The sequence below is a fragment of the Microlunatus sagamiharensis genome, from assembly GCF_900105785.1.
GTDB classification, from domain to species: Bacteria; Actinomycetota; Actinomycetes; order Propionibacteriales; family Propionibacteriaceae; genus Microlunatus; species Microlunatus sagamiharensis.
This window is the reverse complement of the sequence record NZ_LT629799.1, coordinates 4,143,001-4,158,608: the sequence shown is the minus strand read 5'-3', so window position 1 is coordinate 4,158,608 and position 15,608 is coordinate 4,143,001. Positions and strand designations below refer to the sequence as shown.

14 protein-coding genes are annotated in these 15,608 nt (G+C 76.7%); 6 read left to right on the top strand and 8 right to left on the bottom strand.

Annotated features, from left to right (window positions below):
- From BLU42_RS19265 to ssd, 3 genes are read right to left on the bottom strand one after another with little or no spacing between them, the layout of a single operon-like run.
- On the bottom strand, positions 1-843 hold the full coding sequence (locus BLU42_RS19265; protein WP_091078327.1) for a type II secretion system F family protein: 843 nt from the start codon (positions 841-843) through the stop codon (positions 1-3).
- Positions 840-1,991: a TadA family conjugal transfer-associated ATPase gene (locus BLU42_RS19260; RefSeq protein WP_197680526.1), complete on the bottom strand. Its 1,152-nt coding sequence runs from the start codon at positions 1,989-1,991 to the stop codon at positions 840-842. The genes BLU42_RS19265 and BLU42_RS19260 overlap by 4 nt, the downstream gene beginning before the upstream one ends.
- Positions 1,988-3,019 (bottom strand): septum site-determining protein Ssd, encoded by a 1,032-nt coding sequence (ssd, locus tag BLU42_RS19255; protein ID WP_157720094.1) that lies wholly within the window; start codon positions 3,017-3,019, stop codon positions 1,988-1,990. The genes BLU42_RS19260 and ssd overlap by 4 nt, the downstream gene beginning before the upstream one ends.
- A gap of 491 nt (positions 3,020-3,510) precedes the next feature.
- On the opposite strand from ssd, the gene BLU42_RS19250 reads away from it, so the two are divergent.
- Complete coding sequence (locus tag BLU42_RS19250) at positions 3,511-4,278, top strand: class I SAM-dependent methyltransferase (protein ID WP_172825832.1); 768 nt, start codon at positions 3,511-3,513, stop codon at positions 4,276-4,278.
- A gap of 292 nt (positions 4,279-4,570) precedes the next feature.
- Complete coding sequence (locus tag BLU42_RS19245) at positions 4,571-6,004, top strand: aldehyde dehydrogenase family protein (RefSeq protein WP_231918318.1); 1,434 nt, start codon at positions 4,571-4,573, stop codon at positions 6,002-6,004.
- A gap of 191 nt (positions 6,005-6,195) precedes the next feature.
- Here the strand turns inward: BLU42_RS19245 and BLU42_RS19240 are convergent, their stop codons facing one another.
- A complete protein-coding gene (locus BLU42_RS19240; RefSeq protein ID WP_197680525.1) occupies positions 6,196-7,782 on the bottom strand; it encodes a RecQ family ATP-dependent DNA helicase in 1,587 nt (528 codons plus the stop codon).
- A gap of 107 nt (positions 7,783-7,889) precedes the next feature.
- Here BLU42_RS19240 and BLU42_RS19235 point away from each other — a divergent pair, with 107 nt between their 5' ends.
- Positions 7,890-9,005 carry a baeRF2 domain-containing protein gene (locus BLU42_RS19235; protein ID WP_091078310.1) on the top strand — a complete coding sequence of 372 codons (1,116 nt, stop codon included), beginning with the start codon at positions 7,890-7,892 and terminating at the stop codon, positions 9,003-9,005.
- A gap of 198 nt (positions 9,006-9,203) precedes the next feature.
- Here the strand turns inward: BLU42_RS19235 and BLU42_RS19230 are convergent, their stop codons facing one another.
- From BLU42_RS19230 to BLU42_RS19215, 4 genes are all read right to left on the bottom strand, one after another.
- Complete coding sequence (locus tag BLU42_RS19230) at positions 9,204-9,398, bottom strand: hypothetical protein (protein ID WP_091078307.1); 195 nt, start codon at positions 9,396-9,398, stop codon at positions 9,204-9,206.
- 34 nt (positions 9,399-9,432) lie between these two features.
- The gene (gene rfaE2, locus BLU42_RS19225; protein ID WP_091078304.1) at positions 9,433-10,926 is read right to left on the bottom strand and encodes a D-glycero-beta-D-manno-heptose 1-phosphate adenylyltransferase; all 1,494 of its coding nucleotides are present in this window, start codon (positions 10,924-10,926) and stop codon (positions 9,433-9,435) included.
- A 118-nt stretch (positions 10,927-11,044) separates the two neighbouring features.
- Positions 11,045-11,881: an undecaprenyl-diphosphate phosphatase gene (locus BLU42_RS19220; protein ID WP_091078301.1), complete on the bottom strand. Its 837-nt coding sequence runs from the start codon at positions 11,879-11,881 to the stop codon at positions 11,045-11,047.
- Positions 11,882-12,000: 119 nt separating this feature from the next.
- Positions 12,001-12,654, bottom strand: coding sequence for a DedA family protein (locus tag BLU42_RS19215; protein WP_172825831.1), 654 nt, complete (start codon positions 12,652-12,654; stop codon positions 12,001-12,003).
- Between the two features lie 94 nt (positions 12,655-12,748).
- Between BLU42_RS19215 and BLU42_RS19210 the strand changes: the two genes are divergently transcribed.
- From BLU42_RS19210 to BLU42_RS19200, 3 genes are read left to right on the top strand one after another with little or no spacing between them, the layout of a single operon-like run.
- The gene (locus tag BLU42_RS19210; RefSeq protein ID WP_197680524.1) at positions 12,749-13,846 is read left to right on the top strand and encodes a glycosyltransferase family 9 protein; all 1,098 of its coding nucleotides are present in this window, start codon (positions 12,749-12,751) and stop codon (positions 13,844-13,846) included.
- Positions 13,843-14,811 carry a glycosyltransferase family 9 protein gene (locus BLU42_RS19205; RefSeq protein ID WP_091078293.1) on the top strand — a complete coding sequence of 323 codons (969 nt, stop codon included), beginning with the start codon at positions 13,843-13,845 and terminating at the stop codon, positions 14,809-14,811. Before BLU42_RS19210 ends, BLU42_RS19205 begins: the two co-directional genes overlap by 4 nt.
- Before the next feature lie 41 nt (positions 14,812-14,852).
- Positions 14,853-15,596 (top strand): hypothetical protein, encoded by a 744-nt coding sequence (locus tag BLU42_RS19200; RefSeq protein ID WP_197680523.1) that lies wholly within the window; start codon positions 14,853-14,855, stop codon positions 15,594-15,596.
- Positions 15,597-15,608: the final 12 nt, after the last annotated feature.

Here is a 15,608-nt window from a genome sequence, read left to right as displayed (position 1 = left end):
TCAGGTCCCCGCCGCGGCCGCACGGGCGAGCCGCTCGATCCAGAGCACGCCCCCCGCGGCCAGGAGCAGCCCGAGCAGCAGGCAGGCCCAGCCGAGCGGTCCGGCGACCAGCCAGTCCAGGGGACGACCACCGAGCAGGTAGCCGAGCCCGATGCCGACCAGGGGCAGCACGGCCATGACCTTGCCGGTCGAGCGCGGTGCCGAGAGCTCGGCCGACACGACCGACCGCAGCGACTCGTCCGACGCCAGCCCGGCCGCGACCTCCTCGAGGGCGGGGGCCATCGGCGCGCCCGTCGAGGAGGAGACCCGCCAGGCGCGGGCGAGGTCGCTCAGACCGCCGTGGCCGGGCCGGGCGGCGCGGGCGTGCAGGGCGTCGGGGACGTCGCCGCCGATCTGCTGCACCGCCGCCGCCTCGGCCAGCACCGGGGTGTCCCGGGCCACCAGGACGAGCGCGTCGGCGGGCACCTGGCCGACGCGGACGTAGGAGGCCAGGACCCCGCAGGCCCGGGCGACGTCGGCCTGCGCACGCCGGGCACGCCCGTCGGCCGCGTGCGCGAGAGCCACCCGGGTGACCGTCCCGGCCGCGACCACGAGGGCGGCGGCCAGGACGGCGCCCCGCGCCCCGCCGGCGAAGGTCCCGGTCGCCACCACGACGACGGACGTCGCGACGGCCAGCGCCGGGGCGGACCGGCGGCGCGGGGCCGGCCCGACCGGGTCGACCGCCCGCGAGCTCAACCGGGCACTGGCCACGCCCTGCGGGGCCGGCGGCACGGCGAGCAGCACCGTCACCATGGCCAGGACGAGGGTGAGCAGCGGCAAGACGGCCGCGAGGCTGCCGCTCACCGTTCGAGCATCCGCTCGAGGCGGGGCCCGCCCGGTCCCAGGCGCGTCGTCCCGTCGGCGTCGAAGGCCACCGCCTGCTCGGTCCGCGTGATGCCGGTCGCCGGGTCCCGGGTGAAGACCGAGATCTCGCTGACCCGCCGGCGCCCCTGCCCGTCCCGCGTGATGTGGACGGAGGCGTGCAGCGCCGAGGCGATCTGCGCGTGGACGGCGAGCCGCGGGAGGCCGCCGAGGGCGGCGAGCGCCTCGAGCCGGGCCGGCACGTCGGCGGAGGAGTTCGCGTGCACCGTCCCGCAGCCGCCCTCGTGACCGGTGTTCATCGCGGTCAGGAGGTCGGCGATCTCGGGACCGCGCACCTCGCCGACCACCAGGCGGTCGGGCCGCATCCGCAGCGACTGGCGGACGAGGTCGGTGAGGGTGACCGCCCCGGCCAGCTCGGAGTTGGCCGGGCGCCCCTCCATCCGGACGACGTGCGGGTGGGCCGGCGCGAGCTCGCGGGAGTCCTCCACGACGACGATCCGCTCGTGCGGCGGCACGAGCGCCAGCAGCGCGGCGAGCAGCGTCGTCTTGCCGCTGCCCGTCCCTCCGCTCACGAGGAAGGCGAGCCGCGACTCCACGACGCGCGCGAGCAGCTCGGCCGCACCCGGGGTCAGCGAGCCCGACCGCACGCAGTCGGCCAGGGAGAAGGACCGGCGGGCCGGCACGCGGAGGCTGATGCAGGTGCCCGGGTCGGCGAGCGTGCCGAGCACGGCGTGGACCCGGCTGCCGTCGGCGAGCCGGGCGTCGACGAAGGGCACCGCGTCGTCCAGCCGGCGGCCGACGGAGGCGGCCAGGCGCTGCGCGAGGCGGCGCACCTCGGCCTCGGAGGAGAAGCGCACCGAGGTGCGCTCCAGGCCGTGGCCGCGGTCGACGAACACCTGCTCCGCGCCGTTGACGACCACGTCGGTGACGCCGGGCTCGGCAAGGAGCACCTCGAGCGGCCCGGCACCGACGCTGTGCCGGTGCAGCTGCTCGAGCGTGTCGACGAGGGCGGCGTCACTCACGACCCGGCCCTCGGCCCGCATCGCCTCGGCGACGTCGGCCGGAGTGTGCGCGCGGCGCAGCCGGGCGAGCCGGGAGCGGATCGGCTCGAGGTCCTCCACGGTGCTCACGCGACCGCCTCCCGGGCGTGCAGCAAGCCGGCGCAGAGCCGGCCCAGGGCCGAGCGTGGCGCGTGGCCGGGCGGGTCACCGCGCTCCGCCGCGACCGGGAGCCCCGCCTCCTCCTCCAGCACGCCGGCGAGGGTCAGGTCGAGCGCGTCGGCGACGAGCCCGGGGTCCAGCCGGAGGCCGCGCCCCGTCCGCACGACGACCCGCAGGTCGCGGCAGCGCGGCGCCAGCTCCCGGCGGCACGCCTCCGCCCCCGCCACGCCCCGCACGTCGGCGCGCACGAGCAGCAGCACCGTGCCGGCGCGCCGCAGCACCTCGTCGTGGGCGGGGCCGGTCGTGCGCGGCAGGTCGACGACGACGAGGTCGTGGCTGGCCAGGGCCGAGCCCAGCACCGCCGCGAGCTGGTCGGCCTGCAGCACCGCGCCGTCGTGGGCGGCGCGGTCGACCGCGAGCACGTCGACGCCGTCGCAGCGCGGCAGCTGGCCGCCGAGGTCGCCCAGGTGGCCGCGGGCGGCCGCGAACCGGCTCCAGCGCCACCCCGCGAGGTGCTCGGCCCCCAGCAGCACGTCCAGGCCGCCGCCGAGGACGTCGGTGTCGAGGAGCAGCACCCGGCGCCCGTCCCTCGCGGCCGTCACGGCCAGGCCGGCCGCCAGGGTCGAGGCCCCGACGCCGCCCGAGCCCCCGACGAGCGCCACGACCTCGGCCCGGCCGGATCCGGGGCCCGGGCCGGCCAGCGCGGCGGCGAGGTCGGGTGCCCCGTCGGGCAGGGTCGTCACGGCGGCCCGCAGGCGGCTCGACCATGCGGCGGTGGCCGCCTGCTCGTCGTCGCGCCCGACGACCCACACCTCCGTGCGCGGCGGCAGCACGAGGTCGGCGACCCGGGCGGCGCTGTCGGCGCCCACCAGCACGGCGCCGGCCGAGCGCCACGCCCGCCGCAGCTCGTCGTCCGACGCCGGCTCCCGCGCGGCGCGCCCGACGGCCGCGACGACCGACAGCACGTGCCGGGCGAGCAGCGGGTCGGTGGTCAGCACCAGGACGGAACCGTCCGGTGCGGCTGGGCGGGAGGGAGGGGTCGAGGGGCGGGGCACGTCGAGAGCCTCCGTACGCGGGCGACCCGCGTGCCGGTGCGCGGCGCGGCTGTGGAGGACGGCCTCCTCGTCGAGCGGGACCTGTGGACGGGTGGCACACCCGAACCTGAAGATTCGTGTGAGCCACTTCACAGCAGGCGCTGGAGGAGGTACACAGGACGTAGAAGATCCGGGCCGGAGACGACCCGAGGATCTGGGTCCGGCGTCGCGCACCCACGCGGCGATCACCCATCGCGATGGGAGTCGCGTCCCCGGCTGGACCGGGGCCGACGTACGACGCGCACGCCTTGGTCACACGGCGCCGGACCACCCCACCTCCCGGGAGCGCGGGCACGACCGGCAGGACGACCGGCACCGCCGACCCGCGCCGAGGACATCGGGCACGCCGACGCGGTGGACCCTTCCCGCCGCTGCGCGCGACTAGGTTGTTCGCCATGCCCGCCGCCCCCGTCCCCGGCGCACGCCGGCCCGGTGCCGTGCAGCCCGCGACCGTCGACTGGATGGTCGGTGAGCACCCCGCGCGCGTGCTGGACCTGGGCTCGGGCCGCGGGGGCTTCGCGGCGGCGCTCGTGGAGGCCGGCCACGAGGTCTTCTGCCTCGACCACGACCCCGAGCGGGTGGCCACCCTGCCCGGTCGGCTCGGCACGCGGCTGCACGTCGCGGGCCAGGTCGAGTCGATGCCCTACCTGTCGTGCCACTTCGACGTGGTCACCGCGTCCCAGACGCTGCACCGCTTCGCCCCCGGCCTCGCCGCGACCGAGATCGCGCGGGTGCTGCGCCCCGGTGGCCACCTGGCCGTGCTCTACCAGACCCGTGACGACACGGTCCCCTGGGTGCGCCGGCTGATGGGCATCCTGCAGCGGGTCGACCCCTCGGCCATGCAGGGCGCGTACGGCGACGCGTCGGTCGCCGACCTGGCCGCGAGCCCCTACTTCACCGACCTCGAGCGGCGCGACTTCCGCACCTGGGTGCCGACGACCCGCGCGGGCCTGGTGTCCATGGCCGCGCGGCGCAGCGCGGTCGCCGCGCTGCCCCCCGCCGAGCGCGAGGCGGTCCTGGCCGAGGTGGGCGGGCTCTACGACTCGTCCGCCCGTGCTCCCGAACCGTTGCTGCTGCCGTTCCGCACCACCTGCTGGCGAGCGGTCGTGGACCACGCGGGGCTCGCGATCGACGACGACCCAGGGCTCACGATCGCGGTCTGACGAGGACCTCCAGGAGCTCGCGCGGGGCCCTGCGAGGTGCGGCAGCCGTGCAGCGAAGGGCGACGCGCCCGAGACCGAGTCGGCACCCCGGTGCTGGGCGTCGTCGCCCTCCGCGCCAGTCCCGACGGGCCTGGCATGCCTCCTCCTTACCCTGCGGCAGTCTGTTCACACACGAAACATCGCCCGCGGCGCGCCCGCCGGTGTGCGGAGACGCCCGCTCGGGTAACAGCGCGGGAGCGTCCGCACCCGGTGCGCGACGCCGCACCCAGCTCACCGACGGAGGCACCAGCCCGTGACCCTGATCGACCAGCCCACCGCGACCGGCACCCCGCGCCAGGAGACCCCTGACGCCGACGGCTCGCGCGCGATCACCATCGTCGACCCGCAGGACGGCACGCCCGTCGGGACCGTGCACAGCGCCGACGAGGCCGACGTGGCCGCGGCCGTGCAGGCCGCGCGGCAGGCGGCCGAGGGCTGGGCCGCGACCGCGCCGGCCGCCCGCGGCGCGCTGCTGCACGCGCTGGCCGACGCGCTGGCCGCGCGGGCCGACGAGGTAGCCGAGCTCAACACCCGCGAGACCGGCAAGCCCGCGGGCGACGCCCGCGGCGGGGTGGACGCCGCGGTCGGCACGCTGCGCCAGTACGCCGAGCTCGGCCCGCTGCACCGGACCCACAGCCTGCGCGGCGCCGACGTGGCCGTCGACTACACCCGCCCCGAGCCGCGTGGCGTCGTCGCCGCGATCACGCCCTGGAACGACCCGGTCGCGGTCTCCGCCGGCCTCGTCGGGGCCGCCCTGGTCACCGGCAACACGGTCGTGCACAAGCCCAGCGAGCGCTGCCCGCACGTCGGCGCGCTGCTCGGCGAGATCTGGTCGGCACCGCTGCCTGAGGGCGTCCTGACCACGCTCACCGGCGACGGCCGTACGGGTGCGGCGCTCGTCGCCTCGGCCGGCGTCGACGTGGTGGCCCACGTCGGCTCGACCGCGACCGGGCGGGCGATCGCCGAGGAGGCGCTGCGAACCGGCGCCCACCTCGTGCTCGAGAACGGCGGCAACGACGCCCTCGTCGTCGATGCCGACGTCGACCCGACCTGGGCCGCCGCGCAGGCCGCCCTCGGCGCGTACGCGAACAGCGGCCAGATCTGCACGTCGGTCGAGCGCATCTACGTCCACGCCGACGTCGCCGAGGAGTTCGTCGCTGCGCTGGTCCTCGAGGCCGGCTCGCGCAACGCCGACGGCATGGCCCCGATGGTCGACACCCGGATGCGGGCCGAGGTCCACCGCCAGGTGGCCGCCGCGCAGGCGCAGGGTGCGCGGGTCCTCGCGGGCGGCGAGGTCCCGGAGGGCGCCGGCGCGCACTACCCCGCCACGGTCGTCGTCGACGTCGGAGGCGACAGCGACCTGATGCGCGAGGAGACCTTCGGGCCCGTCGCGCCCGTCCAGGTCGTGGCGAGCTTCACCGAGGGCCTCGACCGCGCGGTCGCGTCCCGCTACGGCCTGGCCGCGACGGTCCTCACCGGCTCGCTCGAGCACACGACCGAGGCGATCCGCCGGCTTCCCGTGGGGACGGTCAAGGTCAACGCCGTCTTCGGAGGGGCGCCCGGCGGTGCCGCCGAACCGCGTGGCGCGAGCGGGCAGGGCTTCGGCTACGGGCCCGAGCTGCTCGACGAGATGACCACCCGCAAGGTCGTCCACATCGGCCGTCCGGTGCTCCGTACGGCGGGCTGAGCCGGACCATCCCTCGCGCCGACGACGCCGGCGCAAGGGTGCCTCCCCTTCTCCCCGCTGGTCGACCACTGGTCAGCAGGGGGCCGCTCGCAGCCTGCTGGGCGACCACAAGTGACCAGTGGTCGCCCGGGCCGGACCCGAGCCAGACGCAGCCGGCAGGCCCTAGCCGCGGCCCGGCACGCACCCCCGGCTCAGGCCAGCACGTCCAGCAGGTCGTGCTCGACGACGGTCGGCACCGACATCAGCTTGTAGCCGACCTCGTCGAACAGCACGGTCAGCTCGTCGCCCTCGATGCTGATGACTATCCCCTCGCCGAAGGACCCGTGCCGGACGCGCTGCTCCGGCTCGAACGGTGACGGCGCCGCCGCCGCGGCCTGCTCCTCCTCGGCCGCCGCGGCTCCCGAGCGGCACGTGTCGCACCGTTCGCAGCGCGGGGTGTCGGACTCGCCGAGGTAGGCCAGCAGGAACTGGCGCCGGCACCGCCGCGTCTCGGCGTAGCCGCGCATCATGTCGACGCGCGATCGCTGCAGCGTCTGGTAGCCCTCGGCCCGGGCCCGCACCTCGTCGACCCCGACGGTCTCGCCCTCCGCGCCGGCCTCCACGATCAGGTTGGCGATCCTCGCGAGCTTGCGCGCGCTGACCCCGGCGGCCTCGGCCTGCTCGGCCGGGCCCGCGTCGGGCAGGGTCGCCAGGGCGGCGAAGACGCGCTTCACCTCCGACGGCTTGGGGACCGCGACGGTCTGGAAGCGGCGCAGCGCGAGGTCCTCGGGCCGGAAGAACAGCGTGCCGGTCGACGGCTCGCCGTCGCGGCCCGCCCGGCCCACCTGCTGGTAGTACTCGTCGGGCGACTCGGGGATGTTGGCGTGGACGACCCAGCGCACGTCAGGCTTGTCGATGCCCATGCCGAAGGCCGAGGTCGCGACGACGACGTCGACCTCGGAGGCCATGAACGCCGCCTGCGCCTCCTCGCGCGCCTTCTTGGCCAGGCCCGCGTGGTAGCAGGTGGTGCTCCGTCCGGCCTCCTCGACGAGGGCGGCGTAGCGCTCGGCCCCCTTGCGCGTCGACACGTAGACGATCCCGGACCCCTCGCGCCCCGCGACCGCGGCGACGACGCGCTGCTCCTGGTCGCGCTCGTCGAGGCAGCGCTCGACGGACAGGTCGATGTTCTCGCGCGCCGCGCCACCGACGGTGATGGAGACGTCCTGCAGGTGCAGCCGCTCGACGATGTCGGTGCGCACCGGGAGCGAGGCCGTCGCCGTCATCGCGATCGTGCGCGCACCCATCCCCTCGAGCAGCTCGCCGAGGCGCAGGTAGTCGGGGCGGAAGTCGTGGCCCCACGACGACACGCAGTGCGCCTCGTCGACGGCGACCAGGCTCGGCCGCAGCGCCGACACCGCGGCGTGCACGGCCTCGTTCGCCAGCTGCTCGGGGGCCAGGAAGAGGAACTCCACCTCGCCGCGCGCCGCCGCCTCGAGCGCCTCCTCGCGCTGCTTCGGCGTCTCCGCCGAGGAGATCCGGCGCGCCCGCGTCCGCCCCCCGTACGCCTCCAGGTGCTCGGTCTGGTCCTGCTGCAGGGCGAGCAGCGGCGAGACGACGAGCGTCGGGCCGTCGATCAGCACGGCCGCGAGCTGGTAGGCCAGCGACTTGCCGGCCCCGGTCGGTTGCACGAGCAGCGCGTCGCGTCCGGCCAGCAGCGCCTCGACGGCCTCGCGCTGGCCGGCACGCAGCCGCTCGCGGCCGAACACCGTGCGCGCCGCCTCCGAGATCCGGTCGGTCACCTGTCCTCCTCCACTGGGCACCCTGCGGCGTTACCCCGGCCCGGGCCGGCTCATCCCGCACCCGAGGTCCCCGTCCGGTCCCCGCTGCCGCGGGTAGCGTCGCGAGGATGAAGCTCTCCGACGTCTCCCAGCTGCTCACGAACGACCCCGGTCCCTTCGCCACCGCGTACGCCGACGTCAGCCGGGTCGCCGAGGCCGGCGACGACGCCGTCGCGCTGACCGCCCGCGCCGCCCACGACGACCTCGTGGCCGCCGGTGCCCCGGCCGCCGTCGCGGAGGCCCTGCAGGCCGCGCTCGGGGCCAGCACCTCCGAGGGCGGCGAGGTCGCCCGGGTCGTCGTGGCGAGCGAGCGCGGCGTCGGCTTCCAGGCCCTGGTCCGCGGCCGTCGCCCGCAGCCGTCGACGTCGTGGGGCTCGCTGCCCGACCTCGGTCCGTGGCTGGCCGACGCGACACTGGTGACGCCGTTCGTGCTGGCCCGTGTCGACCACGAGGGCGGCAGCGTCGAGACCTACGCCGACGCGGCCGCGCGCCCGGAGCGCAGCGCGGAGGAGACCGGGGGCGACCCGAACTTCCTCCACAAGACCGGTGACGACAACCGCGAGGGCTCGGTCGAGGAGGAGTGGAAGCGCAGCGCGGACGCCGTGGCGGCCGAGGTCGAGCGCCAGGTGCGCAGCGGCCCCTCCCTCGTCCTGGTCGGCGGCGAGCCCGACGCGGTGAGCGAGCTGCGTCAGAAGCTGTCGCACCTCGACGCCGAGGTCGTCGAGCTCCAGGGCGGGCGCCGCAACGCCGACGGCGGCGACGCGGCCTTCGCCGAGGAGGTGACCGAGGCCCTGCGCGGCCAGGCGGTCACCGCCGGGCTGCACGTGCTCGAGGAGCTCAAGCAGCGTCTCGGCGAGCGGGCCCAGGGCAAGAGCTCGCGCGCCGCGTCGGGGGTCGACGAGGTGCTCGAGGCGCTGGTCCGCGGCCAGGTCGACACCCTGCTGATCGACCCGGCCGAGGCTGCCGGCACGAGCGTGACCCCCGCCGACCAGCCCGGCCTCTCGATCGGTGCCGTCACCACCCTCGACGCGCTGCCCGCCGACCAGGTGCTCGTGGCGCTGGCCGCGCTCACCGACGCCGACGTGCGGGTCGCCCACCGCGGGACGCTCGACGGCCAGCCCGTCGCCGCGGTGCTGCGCTGGGACAACACCTCGGAGCCCGAGGCCCCCTCGGCCTCGCGCTAGGTCGTGTCTCTCGACTCAGGCAGGTGCTGGCGAGGCATCCGCGCCCGGCCCGGCAAGCCGGGCGAGCGAGAGCGCAGCGGGCTGCGCCGAGCGAGCACGGCGCAGCCGGTCGGGATGCCGGGGCCTCGCCAGCGCCCGCCGGAACCGAGAGACACGACCTCACCCTCGCCCGGGGCCCGCTCCACGCGGGTCCCGGGGTCAGCGGCGCCGGCCGACGAGCAGGTAGGCCAGCGCGCCGCCGGTGTTGAGCGCCGACAGCGTGCGCCACAGGTTCTTGCCGCCGCGCACGCGTGCGTCCGGACGGTGTGCGAGGTCGCGCCACACCAGGGCGGTAACGACGGTGTGGCCCACGAGGGCGGGCACGACGAGGGCGGGTCTGCGCGAGGAGCTCATCTCCCCATCGTGCGCCCGCCGGCCCGCCGGCCCGTCAGGCCGGCGGCACCATGCTCTGGATCCGCGTGACCACGTCGGTCGTCGAGCGGGCGGGCACGAAGTCGAGGATGCGCACCTCTCCGCCGTACGCGCGGACCACCGGCGTCTCCGCCATCATCTCGGGCGTGTAGTCGCCGCCCTTGGCGTAGACGTCGGGGCGCAGCAGCTCGATCAGCGGGATCGGCGTGTCGGTCTCGAAGACCGTCACGTAGTCGACACAGCTGAGCGCCGCGAGCACCCCGGCCCGGTCGGCCTCGGTGTTGATCGGACGCTGCGGGCCCTTGAGGCGGCGTACGGAGTCGTCGCTGTTCACGGCCACGACGAGCAGGTCGCCGAGGCGCGCCGCCTGGGCGAGCGAGGTCGTGTGGCCGCGATGCAGGACGTCGAAGCAGCCGTTGGTCAGCACGACCCGGCGGCCGGCGTCGCGCTCGGCCTTGATGCGCAGCGCGAGCTCGGCGGCGGGCAGGACCCGCTCGGAGGTGCGCCCGAGATGCTCGGCGAGGTCGTCGGCGGTGCAGACCGAGGTCCCCGAGCGGTGCACGACGACGTCCGCCGCGGCCTGGGCGAGCTCAAGGGCGGCGGGCAGCTCCACCCCGCCGGCCCGAGCCAGCGTCAGCGCGGCGACGAACGTGTCCCCCGCGCCGGCGGCCTGCTTGTCGAGGACGGGACGCGCCGTCGTGCGGTGCACCACCCCGGTCCGGTCGAGCAGGACCGCGCCCTCGGCGTCGAGGGTGACGACGACCTGGGCGGCGCCGGTGCGGTCGAGGAGCGCGGGCGCGGCGGCGTGCACGGCCTCCACCCGGGCGGCCAGCGGCGGCGTGCGGTCGAGCAGGCCGAAGGCCTCGCGCGCGTTGGGCGTCACCAGGTCCGGGGCCACCACCGCCCAGGGCGCCGGGTCGTGCGCGTCGACCACGAGGAGCGGCGGGCGCTCGGCCTGCAGGACCTCGACCAGCGCGGGTGACGGGCCGGAGCCGTAGTCGCACACCACGACGGCGTCGCTGCGGCGCAGGATCCCCTCGGCAGCCCGGGCCGCGGCGTCGCGCACGTGCTCCGGCGGCGCCTCGTCCACGCCCTCGTCGACGCGCAGCAGGATCTGCTCGCCGCCGACGATGCGCACCTTGGTCGTCGTGCGCACCGCCGGGTCGAGCAGCAGCCCGGTCACGTCGACCCCGGCCGCCTCGAGCAGGCTGTGCAGCATCCGGCCGGCCTCGTCGTCGCCGGCGACCCCGACCATGCTGACCCGGGCGCCGAGCGCGGCGAGGTTCACGGCCGTGTTCGCGGCGCCGCCGGGGACGTGCTTGCGCTCGAAGACCTCGACCACCGGGGCGGGGGCCTCGCGCGACATCCGCTCCGTGCGGCCGCGCCACCACCCGTCGAGGATCGGGTCGCCGACCACCGTCACCCGCGGTGCCTGGTCCCGCAGCACCAACGGCAGCTCCGGCCCGAGCAGCCGCTCGGGGCCGCCGTCCTCCCACCCAGTCGTACGCATGGCGCCTCCTTACCCCGTCCGGGCTCGACCTATGTCTTCTGTGTTCCCGGCGGCGGCTCACTGCCGGCGGCGCACGGCTCCGTGCGCCGCGCTCGACCGTGGCCGAGGCCGGCCCGGCTCAGCGGGCGGAGACGACGCCCGTCAGCAGGAGGACGGCGATGACCGCGGCGAGCACGAGGCGGTAGCCGACGAAGACGGTGATCGGGAACTTCGCCACGATCCGCAGCAGCCACGCGATGGAGGCGAACCCGACGACGAAGCTGACGACGGTGGCGACGAGAGTCGGGGCCCAGCCGACCGACGTGGCGATGTCGTCCGCGCTGCCGACGGCCTCGTAGATCCCGGCCGCCGTGAGGGCGGGGATGGCCAGGAAGAAGGCCAACCGGGTGGCGGAGACGCGGTCGAGGTTGCGCAGCAGGCCGGCGCTGATCGTCGAGCCGGAGCGCGAGACGCCGGGCACGAGGGCGAGGCACTGGACGACGCCGACGACGAGGGCGTCGACGAGGGTCAGGTCCTTCTCGCTGCGGTCCTGCCGGCTCAGCCGCTCGGCGAGGACCATGACGACGCTCCACACCACGAGGCCGCCGACCACGAACCACAGGCTCCGCAGCGGCCCGGTGATGAGGTCGCTGAACAGCAGGCCGACGATCCCGATCGGGACCGACCCGGCGATCACGAGCCAGGCCATCTTCCAGTCGCGGTGCTCGCGGGCCTCGGCGTTCGCGAGCCCCCGGAACCACGCCCCGGCGAGCCGGACGATGTCGGCACGGAAGTAGACGATCGAGGCGATGATCGCGCCGACCTGGATGACGGCGGTGAAGGCGGTGACGCCCCGGTCGTCGATGCTCAGCCCGAAGAGCTTCTCGACGATCGTCAGGTGCCCGGTGCTCGACACGGGCAGGAACTCGGTGATGCCCTCGACCACGCCGAGGACCAGGGCTTCCCAGAAGTTCACGGGGCGAAAGCCTAGGGGTCACGGGCGTGGCCGACCGCCTCCTGACGGCGTGCCTCGCGGGACTCCGGACCACGGTCCGCCTCCCGCGCGCCGTGGGAGACCGGGGAGGGAGGCCTAGGTCACACCTCGGTCGCGGCCTCCGCCGGCTCCTCCGGGCCGCCCGCACCCGGCCGGCGCCGCCGCAGGACCCGCCGCACGAGCACGCCCACGACCACGAGCACGACCACGCCCCCCAGCGCGACCTCGCTGGCGTGGTCGACCCGCCGGAGCACCGACGCGTACGCCGCCCCGGCCCCGAAGCCGAGCGCCGCGACCACGGCGGCCCAGGTGGTGCCGCCGACGACGTTGGTCACGGTGAAGGGTCGGGTCCCCATGCCGCTCGCCCCGGCGACGCCGGGCACGAGCGCGCGGAGCAGCGCGGTCCAGCGGCCGAGCAGGACCGCCCACGGCCCGCGCCGCGCGACGAGCGTCGTCACCCGCCCCGCCCGGTCCTGCAGGCGCGCCGGGAGCCGGCCCACCAGCCCCGGGCCGAAGCGACGCCCGAGGCGGAAGCCGACCTGGTCGCCGAGGACGGCCCCGGCCGCGGCCGCCGCGATCACCGCGGCCAGGTCGAGGCGGCCCCCGTGGGCCACGACGCCGGCGACGAACACCGCCGTCTCCCCCGGCACCACGAGCCCGACGAAGGCGGAGGCCTCGACGGCGGGCAGCGCGAACGCCGCCAGCAGGACCAGCCACACCGGCAGCCGGAGGAGCAGGTCGACGACCTGGGTCACCGCACTCCTCACGTCCGCGCGCCCGGGCGGACGTCGCAGAGCACAACGTCGCAGACGCGGTCCGGGTGCCGCAGCAGGCCTAGCATGACCGACCGTGCCCTCGCCCGTGCTCGTCGGCGACCTCGGACCGCGCTTCGACGACGTCCGCCGCATCGCCGTGCTCCGCGGGCGCGGGATCGGCGACCTGATGTTCGTCCTGCCGGCGGTCGAGTCGCTGCTGGCCGCGTACCCCGGGGCCGAGGTCACCCTGCTCGGGATGCCCTCGCACGTCGCCCTGCTCGGCGACCGGCCCGCGCCCTTCACCGCGGTCGAGGTGCTGCCCGTGCACCCCGGCGTCCGCGAGACCGGCCCCGGCCTCGAGGTCGACGCCGCGGCGACCGAGGCCTTCTGCGCCCGGGCGCGGGCGCAGGCGTACGACCTGGCTGTCCAGGCCCACGGCGGCGGCGGCAACTCCAACCCGTTCCTGCTGCGGCTCGGGGCCCGGCACACGATCGGCACCGCCGCGCCGGGTGCGCCGGCGCTCGAGCGCGTGGTGCCCTACCGCTACCACCAGCACGAGACCCAGCGCTGGCTCGAGGTCGCCGCGCTGGCCGGGGCGCCGGCCGTGCAGCTGGAAGCGCGCCTGCGCGGCCGGGCCAACCGCCGCCCCCGTCCCGGCGTGCGCCCGCGCCTGGTCGTGCACCCCGGCGCCACCGACCCGCGGCGCCGGTGGCCGTCGAGCCGGTTCGCGGCGGTGGCGAAGGCCCTGGCGGAGCGGGGCGTCGAGGTCGTCGTGGTGGGCGACGCGAGCGACCTGCCCGCGGCGGAGCAGATCGTGGCGACGGCCGCCAGCCCGCTCGTCACCTCGGTGGCCGACCGGATGCCGCTCGGCGCGCTGGTCGACCTGCTCGAGGACAGCGACGTGGTGCTCGCGAACGACTCCGGCCCGCGCCACGTGGCCATGGCCGTCGGGACCGCGACCGTCGGCGTCTTCTGGGGCCCGAACACGATCAACGCCGCACCGGTCGGGCGGCGCCGGCATCGGATCCACCCCGCGTGGACGGTGCACTGCCCGCGCTGCGGGGCGCCGCTCGCCTCCGGCGACGAGCTGCGCTGCGCCCACGAGGAGGAGTCCTGGACCGTCGACGTCCAGGTCGCCCCGGTGCTGGCCGACGTCCTCGACGTCCTCGAGACCCCGCCGGTCCCCGGGTGAGCACCGCCTCGGACGCCGTCGGCGCGGCGGACGACCGGCCGGTCGCGCTGGTGCTGCGGGCGCTCGGCCTCGGCGACCTGCTCGTGGCGGTGCCCGCACTCCGGGCCCTGCGCCGCGCCCGGCCGGGGCACCGCGTGGTGCTGGCCGCGCCCGAGTGGCTGCGCCCGGTCGCGGAGCTCACCGGCGCGGTCGACGCGCTGCTCCCGGTCACCGGACTGGACGCGCCGCTCCCCTGGGCCGGCCCCGTCGACCTCGCCGTGAACCTGCACGGCCTGGGTCCGCAGAGCCACGCGCTGCTCGACGACCTCCGCCCGCACGAGCGGATCGGGCACGCCGCACCCGGGTGGGACGGGCCGGACTGGACCGACCTCGTGCTCGAGCGGGAGCGCTGGGTCGCGGTGCTGGCCCACCACGGCATCGCCGGCGACCCCGCCGAGGTCGCGATCACCCGCCCCTCGGTCTCCAGCCCGGCCCCGGGGGCGGTCGTGGTGCACGTCGGCGCCGCGTACGGCTCGCGGTCGTGGCCGGCGGAGCGCTTCGCCGCGGTCGTCCGCACCCTCGCCGCCGACCACCCGGTCGTGCTCACGGGCTCGACCGCGGAGCGCGACCGGGCCACGCTGGTCGCGGAGCGGGCGGGGCTGCCCGGGGCCGCGAACCTCGCGGGTCGCACCGACCTCGGCGCGCTCTCCGCGCTCGTCGCGGACGCCGCCCTGCTGGTCAGCGTCGACACCGGCGCCGCGCACCTGGCCACCGCGTACGCGACGCCGTCGGTCGTGCTCTTCGGCCCCGCGCCGCCCGAGCGGTGGGGACCCCCGCCGGGCGGTCCGCACGTCGTGCTGACCGACGCGCGCGTCCGCACCGGCGACGCCTTCTCCGACGTCCCCGACCCGGCGCTGCTCGCGGTGGGGGTCGACGACGTGCTGGCGGCCGCGCGCCGGCTGCTGGACGCGCACCGCCGCGGCTGACCGTCCCGCCCCCGGGGTCGGCCCGCTGCGACACTCGGGCCATGGCGCAGGGTTCGGAGGAGCAGGGCTCCGCACGGGAGGACCCGCTGGACGCCGAGCTGCGTCACCGGCGGGCCGGCCAGGGGGAGAACCGGCTCGTGCCCACCGGCGCGGTGCTGGTCGCGGTCGTCGCGTACGCGCTGCTGCCCGAGGACCTGCTGTTCGCGCCCCGCTACGTCATCGCCGTCGTCGAGCTGGTGCTGCTGGTGGCGCTGGTGCTCACGAACCCGCGCCGGCTCGTCCGCCGGACCCGGGTCTCCCGGGCCGCCTCGGTCCTGCTCGCCGGCACCGTGATCGCCACCAACCTGGTCGCGCTCGGGATGCTCGTCGCGAGCCTCACCCGGCCCGACACCTCGGGGGGCTCGCTGCTGCTGGGGGCGATGCAGGTCTGGCTGACGAACGTGGTCGGCTTCGCGCTCCTCTACTGGGAGCTGGACCGCGGCGGACCGGTCGCCCGGCGCCGGCTGCGGCGCGACCAGCTGCCGCCCGCGGACTGGCGCTTCAGCCAGGACGAGATCGGCGACGACGTCGAGGAGGTCAGGGCCAGCGCCAGCGGCGAGAGCGGCTGGGTGCCGACCTTCGTGGACTACCTCTACCTCTCGCTGACCAACTCCAGCGCGTTCAGCCCGACCGACACGATGCCGTTGAGCACGCGCGCCAAGGCGCTGATGGGGCTGCAGGCCACCGCCGCCCTGCTGACCACGCTGCTCGTCATCGCCCGAGCGGTCGGCTCGTTCGGCGGCTGAGGCGCGGGCGCC